This window comes from Paenibacillus thermoaerophilus, assembly GCF_005938195.1.
Classification (GTDB): Bacteria; Bacillota; Bacilli; order Paenibacillales; family Reconciliibacillaceae; genus Paenibacillus_W; species Paenibacillus_W thermoaerophilus.
In genome coordinates, this window is the sequence record NZ_VCQZ01000010.1 from 1 (window position 1) to 17,566 (window position 17,566).

General features: G+C 56.8%; 16 protein-coding genes and 1 rRNA gene. 1 reads left to right on the forward strand and 16 read right to left on the reverse strand.

What is annotated here, in order from left to right:
• From FE781_RS08485 to FE781_RS08495, 4 genes are all read right to left on the reverse strand, one after another.
• Window positions 1–211 (reverse strand): 16S ribosomal RNA (locus FE781_RS08485); the annotation flags it as partial.
• 492 nt (window positions 212–703) lie between these two features.
• Entirely contained in the window at window positions 704–1,477 is a 774-nt protein-coding gene (locus FE781_RS08490) for a thiazole synthase (protein WP_170209470.1), read from the reverse strand.
• 51 nt (window positions 1,478–1,528) lie between these two features.
• On the reverse strand, window positions 1,529–1,729 hold the full coding sequence (thiS, locus tag FE781_RS17430; RefSeq protein ID WP_170209471.1) for a sulfur carrier protein ThiS: 201 nt from the start codon (window positions 1,727–1,729) through the stop codon (window positions 1,529–1,531).
• 266 nt (window positions 1,730–1,995) lie between these two features.
• A complete protein-coding gene (locus FE781_RS08495; protein ID WP_138789193.1) occupies window positions 1,996–2,865 on the reverse strand; it encodes a nucleotidyltransferase-like protein in 870 nt (289 codons plus the stop codon).
• Window positions 2,866–3,002: 137 nt separating this feature from the next.
• On the opposite strand from FE781_RS08495, the gene FE781_RS08500 reads away from it, so the two are divergent.
• Window positions 3,003–3,389, forward strand: a complete 387-nt coding sequence (locus FE781_RS08500; RefSeq protein ID WP_138789194.1) for a DUF2614 family zinc ribbon-containing protein — start codon at window positions 3,003–3,005, stop codon at window positions 3,387–3,389.
• 79 nt (window positions 3,390–3,468) lie between these two features.
• Here the strand turns inward: FE781_RS08500 and FE781_RS08505 are convergent, their stop codons facing one another.
• From FE781_RS08505 to FE781_RS08560, 12 genes are all read right to left on the reverse strand, one after another.
• Window positions 3,469–5,247: a glycosyl hydrolase family 18 protein gene (locus tag FE781_RS08505; RefSeq protein ID WP_246068110.1), complete on the reverse strand. Its 1,779-nt coding sequence runs from the start codon at window positions 5,245–5,247 to the stop codon at window positions 3,469–3,471.
• A 125-nt stretch (window positions 5,248–5,372) separates the two neighbouring features.
• Window positions 5,373–5,816 (reverse strand): peroxide-responsive transcriptional repressor PerR, encoded by a 444-nt coding sequence (gene perR / locus FE781_RS08510; RefSeq protein WP_138789195.1) that lies wholly within the window; start codon window positions 5,814–5,816, stop codon window positions 5,373–5,375.
• A gap of 86 nt (window positions 5,817–5,902) precedes the next feature.
• Window positions 5,903–7,138, reverse strand: coding sequence for a DUF4097 family beta strand repeat-containing protein (locus FE781_RS08515; protein WP_138789196.1), 1,236 nt, complete (start codon window positions 7,136–7,138; stop codon window positions 5,903–5,905).
• Window positions 7,139–7,278: 140 nt separating this feature from the next.
• Window positions 7,279–7,980, reverse strand: a complete 702-nt coding sequence (locus tag FE781_RS08520) for an MgtC/SapB family protein (protein ID WP_138789197.1) — start codon at window positions 7,978–7,980, stop codon at window positions 7,279–7,281.
• A 117-nt stretch (window positions 7,981–8,097) separates the two neighbouring features.
• Complete coding sequence (gene gatB / locus FE781_RS08525; protein WP_138789198.1) at window positions 8,098–9,549, reverse strand: Asp-tRNA(Asn)/Glu-tRNA(Gln) amidotransferase subunit GatB; 1,452 nt, start codon at window positions 9,547–9,549, stop codon at window positions 8,098–8,100.
• An 18-nt stretch (window positions 9,550–9,567) separates the two neighbouring features.
• A complete protein-coding gene (gene gatA / locus FE781_RS08530; protein WP_138789199.1) occupies window positions 9,568–11,028 on the reverse strand; it encodes an Asp-tRNA(Asn)/Glu-tRNA(Gln) amidotransferase subunit GatA in 1,461 nt (486 codons plus the stop codon).
• Window positions 11,029–11,072: 44 nt separating this feature from the next.
• On the reverse strand, window positions 11,073–11,360 hold the full coding sequence (gatC, locus tag FE781_RS08535; protein WP_138789200.1) for an Asp-tRNA(Asn)/Glu-tRNA(Gln) amidotransferase subunit GatC: 288 nt from the start codon (window positions 11,358–11,360) through the stop codon (window positions 11,073–11,075).
• A gap of 158 nt (window positions 11,361–11,518) precedes the next feature.
• Entirely contained in the window at window positions 11,519–13,240 is a 1,722-nt protein-coding gene (locus tag FE781_RS08540; RefSeq protein WP_138789201.1) for a M56 family metallopeptidase, read from the reverse strand.
• 4 nt (window positions 13,241–13,244) lie between these two features.
• Window positions 13,245–14,357: a LolA family protein gene (locus FE781_RS08545; protein ID WP_138789202.1), complete on the reverse strand. Its 1,113-nt coding sequence runs from the start codon at window positions 14,355–14,357 to the stop codon at window positions 13,245–13,247.
• Window positions 14,354–15,826, reverse strand: coding sequence for a sensor histidine kinase (locus tag FE781_RS08550; RefSeq protein WP_138789203.1), 1,473 nt, complete (start codon window positions 15,824–15,826; stop codon window positions 14,354–14,356). Before FE781_RS08550 ends, FE781_RS08545 begins: the two co-directional genes overlap by 4 nt.
• Window positions 15,823–16,524 (reverse strand): response regulator transcription factor, encoded by a 702-nt coding sequence (locus FE781_RS08555; RefSeq protein ID WP_138789304.1) that lies wholly within the window; start codon window positions 16,522–16,524, stop codon window positions 15,823–15,825. Before FE781_RS08555 ends, FE781_RS08550 begins: the two co-directional genes overlap by 4 nt.
• Before the next feature lie 454 nt (window positions 16,525–16,978).
• On the reverse strand, window positions 16,979–17,356 hold the full coding sequence (locus tag FE781_RS08560; RefSeq protein ID WP_138789204.1) for an ATPase: 378 nt from the start codon (window positions 17,354–17,356) through the stop codon (window positions 16,979–16,981).
• Window positions 17,357–17,566 lie beyond the last annotated feature (210 nt).

Below are 17,566 nucleotides of genomic sequence, written 5' to 3' on the forward strand. Positions count from 1 at the left end.
GCTCCGTCTTTCCCGGCCCCCTCATGCGAGAAGGCCGCCTATCCGGTATTAGCTAACGTTTCCGTTAGTTATCCCGGTCTTGCGGGCAGGTTGCCTACGTGTTACTCACCCGTCCGCCGCTAACTGTACCCGAAGGCACAGTCCGCTCGACTTGCATGTATTAGGCACGCCGCCAGCGTTCGTCCTGAGCCAGGATCAAACTCTCCAAAAAGGTGTTGCTTATCTGGATGAGCTCCATAGCTCATTGCTGACTTTTCAGTCATTAATCTCTCGCGAGACCATTTCGACGCTTCGCACTTGTTCAGTTTTCAAAGATCGAACCTTCGCGAACTTTCGTTCGCTTATCGTCACCGTGTTTTGCGGCGACCTCTTTAATATACCACACTTACCTGCTTCGATGCAAGCACTTTTTTTTAATTTTTCCGTCCGCCCGATCGGGCTTCCGGAACCGGCATCGCCGGCGTGCTTGCACGCGCCTTTTCTCCCGTCCATGAGGCCGTAGCAGCCGTTCCGGCTTGCTGCAGCTTGTCATGCCGTTCGAAGCGGCGAGGAGTAATATATCATGAACGGAAGGACGAAGTCAAGCCTGTTTTTAAAACTTTTTTTAGTCCGGAGGCACGGCCTTTGTTCGGCCATTTGGGCTTGAAAAGAAAAAAGCCGGCCGGGAGCCCTCACGCCCCTTCGGCCAGCCTCGAATTTTGAATTATTCAATGATGCCTTCGGCCGGGCTGCTTGCCGTCGCGTACCGTTTCTTGGGGATGCGGCCCGCGAGGTAGCCTTGCCTTCCCGCCTGCACGGCCAGCTTGAACGCCTGCGCCATCAGCGCCGGATCTTTGGCTCCGGATACAGCGGTGTTCAGCAGCACGCCGTCCGCGCCAAGCTCCATCGCCAATGCGGCGTCCGAAGGCGCTCCGATGCCGGCGTCGACGATAACCGGCACTTTGGCTTCTTCAATGATAAAGCGCAGATTGTTCGGATTGATAATGCCTTGACCGGAACCGATCGGGGACGCGCCCGGCATAACCGCGGCCGCTCCCGCTTCCTGCAGCTTGCGGGCAAGAATCGGATCGTCATTCGTATAAGGCAGAACGATAAAGCCTTCGTCCACAAGAATTTTGGTCGCTTCCAGTGTGCCGATCGGATCGGGCAGCAGCGTGCGCGGGTCGCCGATCACTTCCACCTTGATCATGTCGCACAGGCCCGACGCGCGGGCGAGCCGGGCGATGCGCACGCATTCTTCGACGGTATAGGCTCCGGCCGTATTCGGCAGCAGCTTGAAAGATTTCAGATCGAGGCTCTCCAGAAAGTTCGGCGCATCCGGGTTGTCGACGGGCAGCCGCCGAATGGCAAAGGTCAAGATCTCCGCCTCGGAGAGCTCTACGGCGCGCGCCTGCACCTGCATGTCTTCGAATTTGCCTGTTCCCAGAAGCAGGCGCGATTTGAATTCGTACGGTCCGATTTTAAGCGTGTCGCTCATGTCAGGTTCCTCCTAGATAGGGATGAGAAGTCGTCAAGCGGGCATGCCGTCTCAACCGCCTCCCACGAAATGCACGATCTCCACTTGGTCGCCTTCGGCCAGCGCCGTGTCGGCGTAAGTTCCCCGTTCGACGATCGTACGATTGAGCTCGACGACCAGTATTTTATTCTGAAGACCGAAACTTGCGAGCAATTGCTCGACGTTGCGGACTTCGCCAACTTCGCGCCATTCTCCGTTCACCTTGAGCCGCACGAGGCTTCACCTCCTCATCTTCCGCAACCGCGGCGGAAAGCCGACGTAAAAAAGCCGGCCCCGCAGGGGCCGGCGCGATTCGATCGACACACTCCAAGAGTTCAACCGATTCCGCCCACTTCCCTACGCTGGCATTACCCAGTCCGGACGCTTACGTCCGCAGGTTCCAAGGGTCAGAGAAACTGCTTTCTCCTCTCAGCCGGGCGTTGCCTGGCTCCCCCAGTGGTTCGCATGAAAATATGGTCACTGTCATTATAACATATGCATCAGCGGCAAGCATACTGGATTTCCAAAGCGGTCAGCCACTCGTCCCTCGCCACGGCCACCTCGCGGATCAGCCCCTTGCGCTCAAGCTTGCCCAGCACGAGGTTCAGGTCGATGTCCACACCCGCTAATTCGGGATGCCGCCGCAGCTCGTCCGCCCGCCACGGGGTCTCCCTGCTTTTCAACAGGCGCAGCAGCAACGCGCAGCAGCGCTCCATCTTGGACATGACGGAAAATTCGCAGGCGAGCAGCACCAGCCGGAGCCGCTGCTCCAACGATTCGGAGCTGTGCGTCAGCTCCTCGTACAGCTTGTATACGCCGGGATTGATCTGGCGAAGCTGCCGCCATACGGTCAGCTCGGGATGGCTGCCCATCTCGACGATCGCGATCCGCGCCCAGTGATGAAGCGCGTCCAGCACATTGCTGTAAGCATCCAGGTAGTGCCCTTGCTGGATGTATTGTTTGGCTTGCAGATAACTTTTGAGGAACGAGGCGAATTCGTAAAAAAGCCGGCGTTCCCGCATCTCGTCGCCGAAATTTCCGAGCCGTTCCCGGAGCTGCCGCAGGCAGCCGTCGCGGTCCTCCAAAATTTCTCCTTGCAGCAGCCATTGGACGATATCGCGATGAGGAGCGCCCTCCAGCCAAGAGCGTATTTCCGCCAACGTCGACCAGCGTTCTTGTATGCGATATCCGTCTTTACTATAATGAAGGATGGATGGGATCTGTCCGTCGCTGTCCGAAACGACAAACAAAAGCAGATCAAACCCGTCGATTACAGGACTGTACGATTCTTGATTCGTTACCGCAAGCAGACCAACCACATCCGGTCTGTTCCGCAGTTGTTGCCTGTATTCCTCCATGATCGCCCGCAAGGCGGATTCCTCCCATCGATCAGTCGAACTTATATCCGATGACCAAGCATTACCCATGGAATGTTCTACATGGAACCCTATTTTTCCTTCAATCCGGACATTACAAAATCTTCTAGGGACAAAGGAATGAATGCCTCGTGTTCAACAGATCCAGCAAAATCAACGAATTCCGCACATGGGGCCTGCTCCTTACGATGGCCGGCATGGGCACGATGGTGCTCGGCACCGCCGGCGTCGTTTTTTTGGGAGGCGCAATCGGCAAATTCATCGCGGGCATCTTTCTTGTGATCGGGATGATCGTCCTGCTCGGCAGCGTGGCCGTTTATTTCTGGGCGGGCATGATGTCCACCAGCGCCACGGTGATCGAATGCCCCGAGTGCTCGAAGCCGACCAAAATGATCGGCATGACCGACCGATGCATGTTCTGCAACACCATCCTCAGCTACGATCCGCGTTACGCTCCCGAGGATGCCGCTCCGTCCGGCACCGATGCCGCCGAAGCGGCGCCGCCGTCGAAATCATAGATGCGGCGGGACAAGCAAGCAAGAGCCGCCCGAACAGTGCGACCTGTCCGGACGGCTCTTCGGTTTATAAGCGAACGCATTATGGCTTTTCCTTCAACGTTTCCTCGATGACGCCCCATATGTCGGGAATCTCGAATCCCCGGCGCCAAGCCGCGATTCCCGCCAAATCGTATTTGCGCACCAGCTCCGCCCTTGCGGTCATCGAAACTTCGTCCTCGATCCAGATCCGGTTCAGCGCGCCGTTCTCCTCGTACTCCACATAGTTTTGCCCGATGTCCGGCAGGAAGACGGGCTTCAATCCTTTGTCCGCCAACAGCTTGCGGACCGTCTCCATGCCTACCGCTTTGGAGCTGACTTTGACCTTGCCGCCGGCGTCGGGCTTCTCCGTCCAGATCCGTGTATAGAACGGCACGCCCAAAACCAGCTTCGACGGGGGGATGCCGTCCTCCTCCAGAAGCTGCACGATACCCTTGGACTCCGTCCATCCCAGGGAAGACACCGAACCGGACTTGGGGCTGGACGCCCAGTGCTCGTCGTAAGCCATCACCATCATATAGTCGACGGCCTCGGCCAGAGCCGGACGATCGAGAAATCTGGACCAGTTGTCCGAACCGTCCTTGACCGTCACGTCGATGCTGACGACAAGCCCTTGCTCGCGAAGCAACGGCGCCATTTCGCGGACGAACTGGGTGAGCCGGTCTTTGTCGGACAAGTTGACGTTTTCAAAATCGATGTTGATGCCTTGCAGCTTATACGTCTGCGCAAAGGCCACCAGTTGACGGATCATTTTCATTCGCTTGTCGTAAGTGGCCAAGGCTTCCGAGGTTATCGCAGGATCGAAGCTGTTCGAGAACAGCGCCCACACCTGCAGGCCCCGGCCGCGCGCCCACTGCACATAAGCGGGATCGGCCTTGTTCGTCAGGTTGCCTTGACCGTCCTTCAGATGGAACCACGTCGGGCTGACCACATTCACGCCGGCCATGGCGGGGATCGACTTCGTGTCGGGGTTTTTGTTGACCACATGCTCCCACGCCATTACGATTTTGCCCCCCGTCGGCTTCCAGGGCGTTTTCGGCGCCTCGGTCTTGACCGGGGGCACGGTTTCCGTGCCGGATAAAACGACGTCCGATTTATTCATGTAGCCGATATAGCCGTTGTCCATCTGCACGCGGTACCAGCCGTTTTCCTCGCCCCAGATATGCAGCTCCGTTCCCTGCGGAACGTCGGCGAGAATCGCCTCGCGCTTCCCCGGAGCCTCCCTTAACCGGAAGACGCGCTCCGGCTTATTCTCATCCGTTCGAACCTGACCTTTCTGAAGGACATCCCCAGCCTTGAACAGACGCACGGCTCCCGTCCGGTTATGCTCCTTCCAACTGAGGCCGTACCATTCCGCAATCGGGGCGAGAGGCACGTAGACGTCCTCGTCCTGCACGACAGCCGGATATTGAAGCTCAAACGGCTTGTCGTTCACCGTCGCCGTCAACTGGTCGGTCTGCATGCGGATGACTTTGTCCTTCGTCGTCAATATTACCGACTTGCTCGCTTCCTCGTAGACGAGTCCGGGATCGATCAGCTTCTGCAAATCCGTCAACGCCAGTTTAAGCGCTTCCCCGGAATCCAAAGCGGAATGATCCAGACGGTCTCCCCGATAAAAAACCGGCTTCTCCTGCCCGACCCAATCCGGATTGACATATTGTTCGGGCTGCGACGAAACCCAATGCCAGATCCCGGCCGCCGCCGCGAGACAAAGCGTCAGGAAACCTAGCGACATCGACAGGCAGCCGCTTCTGCGCTTCCGTCCTCCGCGGGGCTTCGATTGGTCGTCGGCACGGCCCGCGAATCGTTTGTGATGTGGCATAATTCCTCCTCGACCGGTTTTTGCTTATCCCGCTTGATTAGACGTCCGAGTACAAAAAAAAAGACACATTCCTCCCGGAATATGTCTTCATTATAGCTTGAAATCCGCGCTTCGCGTTGAAGAAATTAATGCGTCATCCCTTCGCCTTCCTGCCGGGCGCAATCCGGGCACAAGCCGTACACCTCAAGACGGTGTCCCCTGACCAAAAAGCCGGTGCTTGCCGCCGCGCTGCGCTCAATCTCCGTGACGGGCGGATGATCGAAATCGACGATTTTGCCGCAGTTCTCGCAAATAGCATGATAATGATCGGACATATCCGCTTCGAACCGGCTGGAATCGTCCCCATACGTCAACTCGCGAACGAGTCCCGCTTCGATAAACACCTTCAAATTATTGTAAACGGTCGCCACGCTCATGTTCGGAAACCGGTGCTCCAGCGCGCGATAAATCTCGTCGGCCGTCGGGTGGGTCATCGTGCTAAGCATGTAATTCAAAATCGCGTGGCGCTGCGGAGTCATCCGGACCCCGACGTGCTTCAATTTTTCGAGAGCTTGTTCGGATTTCGTCATAGGGCCACCGCCTTCGTCGCCAGAATACGTTTTTTATTCTACGTGCGGGCAGCGGAAAATGTCAACCGGAGGACGAGCATCCGAAATCAATTCCGTCCTTTTACGTACAATCGGATGTTTGTCTCCGCCTCGATCAAGTAACGGCCGCCGCCGACTTCGCCGCTGATGTCGCCTCTGTCCTCCAGCAGATTCAGATCCGTCTCGGCCCAACGGGACTCGCCCTTGACCCGGTAGCTGCCGTCGCGGGGCAGCAGCAGCTCGATGGTGCCGTTGTTCGTCTTGAGTTGCCAATCTCCGCCCACTTCAGGGGAGTCGACGTGCAGATCGCCGTTTACGGTTCGGGCGTTCAGCTTTCCCGTCACCCCGTTCAGCTTGATCTCCCCGTTGGTCGTGCGAAGCTCGGCGTCGCCCCGGACGTCCGCAGCCTGAATCCGGCCGTTGGTTGACTTGAGCTCGAGATTGCCGTCGACGGCCTCCGCTTTCACTTCGCCGTTGGTCGTCTCCGCGCTCGCTTCTCCGCGAACCCCAAGCAGCGCGATGTCTCCGTTCGTCGTGTTCGCCGACACTTGACCGTCCAGGCCGGACAGTTGAATCGAGCCGTTGGTCGTGCGGGCGTTGAACCGCTCGGCCACCGGCAGCTCGCTTGCGGCGATTTTCCCGTTGACAAGCTCCAGATCCCAATCCAGTTCGCGGTCATCCGGCACGGTCAGCACCAGGTTGACGCGAGCCTTGCGACTAAAGCCAAAAAAGCTGGAATGATACTTCGGCGCTTCCACCGCAATCCGCAGCCGGTCGCCCTCCGCGCGGCCGGTAACTTTGGCCGACTCGGCCACCTCGCCTATTTTCGACTCTTCCAGTTGATCGACGTATACCGCCGCGTCAATGACGAGGTCCTGGACGTCTCCCTTGCGAATCGTCACATTGCCGGTTTCATTCGCAACCCATACGGACTTGATCCCGGCGGGCAGCCCGATCGTCTCGTTCCACGTCCGCGCGGGCGAACCCGTCTCCTGGGCGACCGAACTGAATACCGGAATCCAATCGGGCATGGAGAAGCCGTCCTTGGACTGCGAATACCCGTAAATTCCCATCGCCAATATAACCGCGACCGCCAGACCGCCAATATCGATGCGGCGGCTGGGAGCCCCCGATTTGGGCGGCAATGCCGCCAGCACGAGCCATTCCACTCCGAGCGCGATAACGGCCGCCGGCCACCAATGTCCCAAATATGAAATCCACGAATCCCCTGTCAACTGCTGCAACAGCAATAAAATGCCGGTCGACAACAGCAGGAGCGCCGCTGTCAGTCTGCCGATTTTCACTTATGATCTCCTCCGGGTCCTGTCATGATTCCATTGTAGCGAAGATCGCAGACCCCGTACACGGTCGGCCGACGGTCAGCGGTATTGGACTGCAGACCGAGATGAGACTCTGGCCGCCCCCGCCTTCGCGGATTGCCGGGTCAATCCGACTCCACCTCGATCACGTCGGACCGTTCCCGAAGTTCGTCCAACAGCCGGTACAACTGCTTCGGCTTGAGCAGCTTGACCGTCAGTGTAATTTTCACGAGGCTTCGCCCTTCGGCTGCGCTGCGCTCCTCCAGTTCCGCCGCCGTAAGCTGGCGCAGCTCGACGCCGGAACGGCTCATGGCCTCGGACAATGCCGTCAGCAACCCCGGAGAATCCGTCGCGACGAGGCGAAGCCGGTGAATTCGCTTGGCCTTCATCCAGCGGTGCTCCACCTTGTTGAGGAACCACAGGCAGACAAGCACGGACACGGTCGTCACGGCCGCGGGATAATAAAATCCGGCGCCCACGGCAAGACCGATCGCCGCCACGACCCATAAGGACGCGGCCGTCGTCAGACCGGTAATCGACATGCCGTTGTACAGAATCGTGCCCGCCCCGAGAAAGCCGATGCCCGTAATGACGTTCGCCGCCAGGCGCGCCGGGTCCGTCTGAACGCTCGGCTCATTGACGAAATCGGAGAAGCCGTAAATGGAGAGCAGCATAATAAGCGTGGAGCCGAGGCATACGAGGATATGCGTGCGAAAACCCGCGGCGTGATTGTTATGTTCCCGTTCCCAGCCGACCAACCCTCCAAGCGCGATGGCGACCACCAACCGGATCGTGACATCAAACGGACTGATGACCCACGGATTCATACCATCCCCGCCTTTCCTATCCATGGCGTGATTCGCCCTGCATCAAGCTGCGGATACCTGTTGCCGCGTTTGAAAAAAACACCCCTGCCGTGAAACAGAGGTGTTTTTGCAACCGGATCAACCCTTCAACCGCTCGACGATCAGCTTATTGACAAGTCCCGGATTCGCTTTGCCGCGGGATTCCTTCATCACCTGGCCGACGAGGAAGCCGATCGCCTTCTCTTTGCCGGCCTTGTAGTCGGCGACGGACTGCGGATTTCCCTCGATCACCTTGTCGACGATCGCCAGGATGGCCCCTTCGTCGCTGATCTGCACCAGACCTTGCTCCTCGACGATTTGCTTGGGCAGCTTGCCGGTTTCGAGCATGTTTTTGAATACCGTCTTCGCGATCTTCGTGCTGATCGTGCCGTTCTCGATCAGGCCGATCATCTCGCCGAGCCCCTGGCCGGTAATTTTCACCTGGTCGAATTCCAGGCCGTTTTGGTTCAAATATCCGAGCAGATCGCCCATAATCCAGTTGGAGACCGCCTTGGCGTCCTTCGTGTGGTTCAGGCTCTGCTCGAACAGGTCGGCCAGCTTCTTGGACGACGTGATGACGCCCGCGTCGTACGCCGGCAGGCCGTACTCGCTCTGGTAGCGCGCGCGGCGGGCGTCCGGCAGCTCGGGAATGGTCGCGCGGACGCGTTCTTTCCATTCTTCGTCGATGAACACGTGGACCAGGTCCGGATCGGGGAAATAACGGTAATCGTGCGCTTCTTCCTTGGAGCGCATCGAGAATGTCTTGCCCTGCCCCTCGTCCCAGCGGCGCGTCTCCTGCACCACTTCTTCGCCCGCGTCAAGCAGGTCCGCCTGGCGTTCTTCCTCATATTCCAGAGCGCGCAGCACGCCCCGGAACGAATTCATGTTTTTGAGCTCCGCGCGCGTGCCGAATTCCTTCTGCCCCCAAGGACGGATGGAAATGTTGGCGTCGCAGCGCATGGACCCCTCTTCCATTTTTACGTCGGACACTTCGCAATATTGCATAATCGCCCGCAGCTTCTCCAGATAAGCGCGCGCTTCCTCCGGCGAGCGGATGTCCGGCTCGGACACGATCTCCACGAGCGGAGTGCCGACGCGGTTGAAATCGACCAGCGAGGCGTAGCCCCCGTCGACGTGCGTCAGCTTGCCGGCGTCCTCCTCCAGATGCAGACGGGTGATGCCGATGCGCTTCGTTTCCCCGTTCACTTCGATGTCGATCCAGCCGTTCCGGCCGATCGGCTGGTCGTATTGCGAGATCTGGTACGCCTTGGGCGAATCCGGGTAAAAATAGTTTTTGCGGTCGAACTTGGTCTCCGACGCGATCTCGCAATTCAGCGCCATCGCCGCTTTCATCGCAAATTCGAGCGCCTGGCGGTTAAGCACGGGCAGCACGCCCGGATGGCCGAGGCATACGGGACACGTATGCGTATTCGGCGGGGCGCCGAATTCCGTCGAGCAGCCGCAGAAAATTTTGCTTTTCGTGTGCAGCTCGACGTGCACCTCCAGACCGATGACGGTTTCGTAGCGTTTGTTTCTCGGATGGGCTGTCATGTTCTGCTTCCTCCTTCCTCAGAGCTGCGGCCGCAGCTTGTGATGATCCGTATGCTGCTCGAACGCGTGCGCGGCCCGCAGCACGGTCGATTCGTCAAACGCCCGGCCCATAAGCTGGAGCCCGATCGGAAGGCCGTTCGAAGCCAAGCCGCAAGGGATGCTGATCGCCGGAATGCCGGCCAGATTGACCGGAATGGTCAAGATGTCGTTCAAATACATCGTCAGCGGATCGTCCACCTGTTCGCCGAGCTTAAACGCCGTCGTCGGCGCGGTCGGCGAGAGGATCAGATCGTAGTTTTCGAACACTTGATCGAAATCGCGTTTGATCAAGGTGCGCACTTTCTGCGCCTTCAGGTAGTACGCATCGTAATAACCCGAGCTGAGCGCATACGTGCCCAGCATGATCCGGCGCTTCACTTCCGGTCCGAAGCCTTCGCTGCGGGAATTCAGGTAGACGTCCAGCAGATTGTCGGCGTCGGACGACCGCACGCCGTAGCGGACGCCGTCGTAACGGGCGAGGTTCGACGAGGCTTCCGAGGAAGCGAGCAGATAATACGTCGCCACCGCATATTCCGTATGCGGCAAGGACACTTCTTCCCAGGTCGCGCCGAGCGATTCGAACACCTTCAGCGACGCCTGAACGGCCGACTTTACCTCGGACGATACGCCTTCGCCGAAATACTCCTTCGGCACGGCGATCCGCAAGCCTTTGACATCGCCGGTCAAAGCGGAGATGTAATCCGGAATCCGCACCTGGGCGGACGTGGAGTCCCGTTCGTCGTGTCCGGCGATCGCCTGCAGCACGTAGGCGGCGTCCTCGACGTTTTTGGTCAGCGGCCCGATCTGGTCGAGCGACGAAGCAAAGGCGACGAGGCCGAACCGCGAGACGAGGCCGTACGTCGGCTTCAAGCCGACGACGCCGCAGTAAGCGGCGGGCTGGCGGATCGAGCCGCCCGTATCCGACCCGAGCGCGAAGTAGACTTCGCCGGCCGCGACGGCCGCTGCGGAACCGCCGCTGGAGCCGCCCGGCACATAGTCGGCGTTCCACGGATTGCGCGTCGCGTGGAACGCGGAATTTTCGTTGGAGCCGCCCATGGCGAACTCGTCCATGTTCAGCTTGCCGATCGTGACGGATTGCGCGTCCTTCAGCTTGCGCACGACCGTCGCGTCGTAGATCGGGTCATAGTTGCCGAGAAAACGGCTGGCGCAGGTCGTGCGCAGCCCTTCGGTCACGATGTTGTCCTTGAGGCCGGCCGGCAGCCCGAACAGCAAGCCCCGCTCGCCGCCGGCAGCCAACTGCTTGTCCAGCTCGGCGGCCGTACGGCGCGCACCCTCCTCATCGAGCGTCAGAAACGCTTTCACCCGCTCTTCGACTTCGGCGATACGCGCGAACGAAGCGTCGACCAAATCCGTTACGCTGATGTCCCGGGCATGCAGCCGGTTATGGATTTCCGATAATTTCGAATCAAACAGTCCCACGATGCGCGGGCCCCCTTCCTTGTTTGCTTGCTCGCTTAACCGCTTTATTCCAATACGGCCGGAACCTTGAACTGGCCGTCTTCCTCTTCCGGCGCGTTGCGCATCACTTTGTCCAGCGGCAGCGACTCGCGCACCACGTCCTCCCGCATGACGTTCGCGATCGGGATGACGTGGCTGGTCGGCGGCACGCCTTCCGTATCCAGCTCGTTCAGCTTTTCCGCGTACTTCAGAATGGCGTTCAACTGCACGGTGAATTGCTCTTTCTCCTGGTCGCTCAACTTCAGCCGCGCCAGCTTGGCCACGTGTTCGACGTCTTGCACCGATATACTCACGCGTCGATTCCCTCCGTTTTCCTAAGCCCAATAGTCATAGCTTCCATTATAGCCGAATCGGGCTCCGATTCTCAATCGGTTGCATGTACTCGGGTAATAGGTTGCCGACCCCAGCCATCCTTCCTAATCCGTTGTGCCGGCGGGGAATCGCCGAGCGGTTAGCCGGGCAGCGATTCCTTGAATCGGTCCTTCAGCCAGCGCCTTCTCGCTTCGCGCCAATTTCCGCTGCGAGCGAGACTGTTGATCCGCCAATACAACGGCGGGTGGGCCATGAATTGAAATTCGAGAAATCTCCAGAGCCACGAATCCCGTTCCAGACTCGAAGCGCGGCCCGTCGACGAACGGCCGTCGGCCATGCGGTGCGCCATGGATTTCTCGAGATCGCGGTCCAGGGCGGCCGCCAAATCCGTCAATCCTTGCCCCATCTGCGCAGTTCCCCCGGAAAGCCAGGTTGCGCCGGTAAAATCCGCTCTCACTTCCGTCCACTGAGCGATAAAGGAAAGATACATGGGGAAAATGAACGCGAAAACGTAAACCAGCAGAAACACCGCGATCTTGAAATTTTCCGTGAGCCACTTCAGTTGATCGAAAAACAGATACGCCATGCCGGCCAGCAAGCCGATAAAAAGAAACCGCGCCAGCTGATTCGTCAACACATCGCGCTTGCGGATATGGGCCGCTTCGTGGGCCAATATCGCTTCGACGGACGGGGACGGCAATTGCAATGTAGCTGTCGTCAGCATAATCGCGCCGCGTCCGATATTCATCCCGACGGCAAAGCCGTTATAATCCGGCGAATCGACGGAAAACAGGCGGGTATGGGGAATGCCGGCTTTTCTGAAAATCGTTTGCGCCCGCTCAAAAATTTCCCCTTCCGTGATCGGTTCGGCATCCGTCGCGGCGATTAACACCCGATCCGAAACGTAAAAATTCAACCCCCACCATAACAAGACGAACAGGCCGACAGCCCATGCCGGCGCTTTAAGCCAAAGCAATATCGCCAAAAGTCCGGTATAGGCGGAAACGCCTTTAACGGTTGAGGCATAATAACCTTTCCAAAACAACCGTCTCAGCACGGCAGGGTGCCATAGAGGCAGCACCTTTTTCTCTTTCCCGCCGGTCTCGTGCGAAGCGGAAGCGAAAGAAGCAAGGAGCCCGTGCCAATGAATGGCGTGATCCGGCGACAAGTAAATCGTTTCCCCGGGAAACGAAAGCTTCAGCACTTGTCCGAACGAACGGGTATAATCCTGATGCGAAGACATGAACGTAAAAAGCGGATGCAGCCTGAGCAGGTCGGGAGACGACCAGACGCTTGCCTCTTTCAATTCCCGGAGCGGAAAATCCCTCGGCTGAAACCGGGACAGCACGACAAGATGTTCCTCCTCCGGAAGCCAAAACAGGCGGGCGGAATAAAAATTAGCCGCCCGTTCTATCGTCTGTATCGATACGGAAATCATCATAAAGACGATAAACACCTTCAATGCCGCATAGGTTTCAGGCGCCAGTCCAAAAAACAGCACCGCCCCCAGACTGACCGAGCCGGTCAACACGACATCCGCCGCCAATCGCCTCGCGTCTCTGCGCTGAACGATTTCGACCGCCCGGACTTCCTGCAGTTTTTGCCGGAGCGCCATTCGCATCTCCCGTTTGTTTCGATCGACCAACTCCGAAAAAGAGGCATAGGCATGGGCGCCGATGGCCGTCAGCAGTATCGCCTGTCCAACCGGATAACGGACAAACAACCCGATCATCGTTGCCGCTGCCAACAGCATGTTCGCAGCGGTTGCGGCTTTTTTCGGCAGCCGGGCCGAAACGGCGTTCATGATGACGGCAAGCGCGACAACCGACAGCATGGCCGGAGCATTGGGCAAAATGTTCATCCCTTCACCCCTTTTGAACCGGAATCATCGTGTCCGCCAGCGCTTGGAACTCATCCAGCGATAAGCCAGGATCGATGAACATGACCGAGTAATTCAGCCCCTGTTCCTGCCAGACCAGCGAACGGAAATCATTCATTTCCATCCATACCCCTGCTTGGCCTCGGATCATGACGGGTTTCTCGCCGGGAACGGCCGCGGATTGCTCTTCCCCTTCGGGATTTTCCGGAGACGAAAAGATGGACATCGAGAAATAAGGAATCCCGTCCTTCCGGTAATCCAGATTCACCTCATTTCGCTTCAGCTCGCCTTGCAATTCCGTCAATTCGATGCGGGAAATGGCGAGTCCGTCCTTTTCGGGAACATGAAGAAACGTTTTTCCGATGCTTTTAACCGCTTCCTCCATCGTGATTTCGCGGCTGGGATTCATTTCGTCCAAAGCTTGAATGTCAACGTCCCCGGGAAGTTCAAGCATAAACGTATCGGCCGGAATATCCGGATTCAGCTCCACTTTGGTGTATGTCATTTCCGTTCGGATGTTGCCGGAAGTCGAAACCGATTTTAAGACCATCCAATTTTCCTTGTCGATCCACAGCTCCTGATCCCCTAACAATGCGGTGTTATCTTTCGCCTTGGCCATGAGCCGGTACGTTGATCGGCCGGCAATTTCGTCTTCCCCGCCGGCGGAAATTTCATGGGTTTGCTGAACCATTTGCAGCAGCTGCTCGGCTTGTTTTTTCGGCGACGCTTGTCCGATTTGGAGCAGTTCCGGGTCATCGCTGACCATCGCCTGCTTGAGCTCAGGCTGATAGATGATCAGCCGGGCGCCGTCATGGACGGTTACCGTCTTCCCGCTTCCGTCCCGAGCCTCCGCCTCGGTCCGCTTTTTGCCGTCCTTGCTCGCCCATTCTTTCATGAGGATCAGCTCCGGATCTTTTCCTTCCCCATAAGTCGTCTTCATTTCAACTTCGGCATAATACGCGCCGGGTTCCTGCGATTCATCCAGCGCCTGTTGAAGCACTTGTTCCGGTAAAAATTCCGGGTTGGACGAACAACCGAATAGCCCGATCGTCATCAGCCCGATGATGCCCCAATATCCTTTTTTCATGATCTTTGTCATTTCGGTTCACCTTCTTCGTTCATGAAGGGCAGGCGGCAGATTACGCAGCTTCCGATCTTCTCCTTGGAATAAATCGCAACGTCGCCGCCATGTTTCTCTAAAATTCGTCTCGTAATGCTAAGTCCAAGGCCGGCCCCGCGGGCCTCTTGTTTCCGTCGAGCCGGATCTGCCTGGTAAAGCGGATCGAAAACGTGCGGAAGCTTGTCTGGCGCAATGCCCTCTCCTTCGTTCTGAACGATAAGAAATACGCTGTCCGGCCTGTCCAACCGGGCCTCTTCTTTCACGAAATCGAACAACCACTCCATAGGGACGCGATCGGACGAAGCGGCCGCAAGCCAGATCCGCATTCCCGGTTTCGTATGCCGCAGCGCATTGCTCATCAGATTGTCCGCGACGCGAATCATTTGATTCGGATTCACCCGGACATTTCCCCTCACCTCGCTGCGAACGAGGAGCTCTATATGTTTTTCTTTGCACAACGGCTCATAATCGGAAACCAGCATGTCGAAAAATTCGCCGCCGTCCACTTCCACCCGTTCGATCTCATAGGTTGGCGACTGCAGCAAGGTATACATCAATAAATCATCCAGCATCTGTTTCATGTAATGGGCTTTCTCGAAGATAATGCCGCGATACTCTTCCCGCTCACGAGCGGACAACGCCTGCTCCGAAGCCAGCGACTCGGCATAAGCGCATATCGACATCAGCGGCGTTTTCAAGTCATGGGAAATGGCCGCAATCATGAATTCTTTTTCCCGCTGCTCCTGCGCGAGCTTTTGTCTTGCAGCCTCGATTTGCCTTCGCATCTGGTGAAAGTGTCCGGTTAAATGGCCGATCTCATCTTTCCCCTCGGGCAGTTCCCGGACGGTGTCCCCTTGGGCGAAAGCGGTCATTTGCCGCATCAAATGATTCAACCTGCTGTTTAGCTTGCGATGGACCCCGATCGCGACGGCCAAGTAGATCAGCGCAAACAAGCCTATAAACAGGCCGGCCACGAGCCAAACGCGCTGCGATACGCCCGAAACCCATTCGTCGCGGCTCAATTGGATGTCGAAAAATCCGACCAGTTCGCGGCCCGAAAAAACCGGCTGCTTGTAGCTGTAAGCGCGGTAGCCTTGTTGCAGGGCATACAGATTCTCGTACAAGGATTTCCTGCCAAGTGAAAACTGCGGCGAAACGCGCAAAGGATCCGAAGTGTAGAGAACAACACCGTCGCGATTATAGAGAACGATCGAAACCTGCGGTTGGATCAGCTTTTCAACTTGCGCACGTTCCGCGTTTATTTCATACCATTTCGGATCGTCCAAAACGGAGACCAAGGATTGCAATTGAGCCCGTTTTTGCACGTATTCTTCCACATTCAAATCTTGATGATAGGCCTGAATCCAGGCGAACAGGACAAACGCGGCGGTCAACGGAAGAATCATGACGATAAAATAGGACAGCAAAAGCCACGTTTTGATTTTCATGTCGGTTCACCGATAAACCGGTATCCTTTTCCCCACACGGTCTGGATAAACCTCGGATGTTTCACCGGATCGGCAAGCTTTTCCCTAAGCGATTTAATGTGGACCGTGACGGTATGCAATCCTTCCGCGTCCGTCTGCTGCCAAACGTGCCGGTACAATTCGCTTTTGGAAAAGACCGTTTCGGGATGCTTTGCCAGCACACTCAGCAAATCGAATTCCTTGGCCGTTAAAGCAACTTCGGAGCCGTCCAGTTCCACCTTCTGCCGGTCCCAATACATGACCAGTCCGCCCACGTATTCGGTTTTGTTCTCCGGCGCCGGTTTCCCTTTGTACCGCCGCCACCGGCGAAGCAGCGACTCCACGCGGGCTTTCAGTTCCGCCAGGCTGAACGGTTTCGTCAAATAGTCGTCTGCGCCGAGATGAAGGCCCTTCACCTTGACTTCGTCTTCTTTGCGTGCGCTGATGATGAGAATCGGGACGTCGCTTTTCCAGCGAATATTTTGGCAGAGGTCAAAGCCGTCCATCTCCGGCAGCATCAGATCGACAAGGACAAGATCGTAAGATTGCTTTAGAAAATCCTCCCACCCTTCCAGGCCGCTCGTCGACCAAGTCACATGATAACTTTCCCTCCTTAACGTATCGCGAACAACGCGGGCGATTTCCGGATCGTCTTCGACCAGAAGCAGGCTGCCCTTCATCCATGATCCCTCCCGTGCCCAATGTAACATATCAGCGTTCGGATCATCGTAAATTATATCCTTTTTTTATAATGGATCCGTCTGTCCAAAATTTGCAGCTTCGCTTTTTTCTATATTTTCCAACAACTCCAGCCAAGAGGAATCCGATTTTCTTATGATTGGGTTTGTTGGAAATGTATGCTTCATACATTTCTTTGGTGTTATATTGCGAAAAACCGAAAACGAGGAGAATGGCAATAACAATCGTTAATAGCATTTTTAGCCGATGACGGCGGAGCATCTGGAAAATTTAATTTCATCAAATCGCCCCTTTATTCAGATCAATACAACAACATCCTATTTGATAAGGGGGATAAGCCAACCTTTAGACAGCGGTGACTTTTTACCAAGAAAACGTTTTCAAATTTACAAAAAAAGCAACGCCTCCTCTCGGAAACGTTGCCCTTTCCGCCTGTCAGATCCAGGCACGCAGATTAATCTGCTTGATGAAGTCTTCCGTACTCTGCACTTCTTTGCTTCCGTTGTCTTCGGCTTCAGTCTTCGGGCCGCTTACGATTCGGCGGAACAGCGCCTCGTTGCGGGTGGCTAGAGCAAAATCGATCAACGCTTCCCGTTCGATACGTTCGGCCTCTCGCGCCAACAGCGTCTCCTCCAGTTCGATGTCGGCGGCCGGCACGTACACGTTTTTGTTCGACTTCGGCAGTCGCACAACATAATCGAATGCGTTGTCCGCATTGCGGTCGTAAGCGATGATATATCCATATTCTCCAATAGGCAAGTTCTGCTCGAACGTATCCGCCACGATCACGACCCGTTGTCCCAACTTGAACATCCCGTCACCCCTCGCCCATGCAACCCTGTGGGGAGCTTATTATTCCGACCGAAAAGCCAATCCTCGTAGAGTCGTCCGAGATTGGGCTTTGCGACCGGCTAACAGCTTGCCTCCGTACGCAGCCTTGCTCCGAGCGTACCGGGCAGAAGCTTCTCATTATTCTTATGTTACTAAAAACCGGGCGAGGTGTCCAATAGGATTGCCATTTTG

What these genes read in the sequence shown, in the direction of transcription:
- FE781_RS08490 (WP_170209470.1), bottom strand. Translation starts at nt 1,477, where the DNA reads ATGAGCGACACGCTTAAAATCGGACCGTACGAATTCAAATCGCGCCTG.
- FE781_RS08505 (WP_246068110.1), bottom strand. Translation starts at nt 5,247, where the DNA reads ATGCCACATCACAAACGATTCGCGGGCCGTGCCGACGACCAATCGAAG.
- perR (WP_138789195.1), bottom strand. Translation starts at nt 5,816, where the DNA reads ATGACGAAATCCGAACAAGCTCTCGAAAAATTGAAGCACGTCGGGGTC.
- FE781_RS08520 (WP_138789197.1), bottom strand. Translation starts at nt 7,980, where the DNA reads ATGAATCCGTGGGTCATCAGTCCGTTTGATGTCACGATCCGGTTGGTG.
- gatB (WP_138789198.1), bottom strand. Translation starts at nt 9,549, where the DNA reads ATGACAGCCCATCCGAGAAACAAACGCTACGAAACCGTCATCGGTCTG.
- FE781_RS08540 (WP_138789201.1), bottom strand. Translation starts at nt 13,240, where the DNA reads ATGAACATTTTGCCCAATGCTCCGGCCATGCTGTCGGTTGTCGCGCTT.
- FE781_RS08545 (WP_138789202.1), bottom strand. Translation starts at nt 14,357, where the DNA reads ATGACAAAGATCATGAAAAAAGGATATTGGGGCATCATCGGGCTGATG.
- FE781_RS08550 (WP_138789203.1), bottom strand. Translation starts at nt 15,826, where the DNA reads ATGAAAATCAAAACGTGGCTTTTGCTGTCCTATTTTATCGTCATGATT.
- FE781_RS08555 (WP_138789304.1), bottom strand. Translation starts at nt 16,524, where the DNA reads ATGAAGGGCAGCCTGCTTCTGGTCGAAGACGATCCGGAAATCGCCCGC.
- FE781_RS08560 (WP_138789204.1), bottom strand. Translation starts at nt 17,356, where the DNA reads ATGTTCAAGTTGGGACAACGGGTCGTGATCGTGGCGGATACGTTCGAG.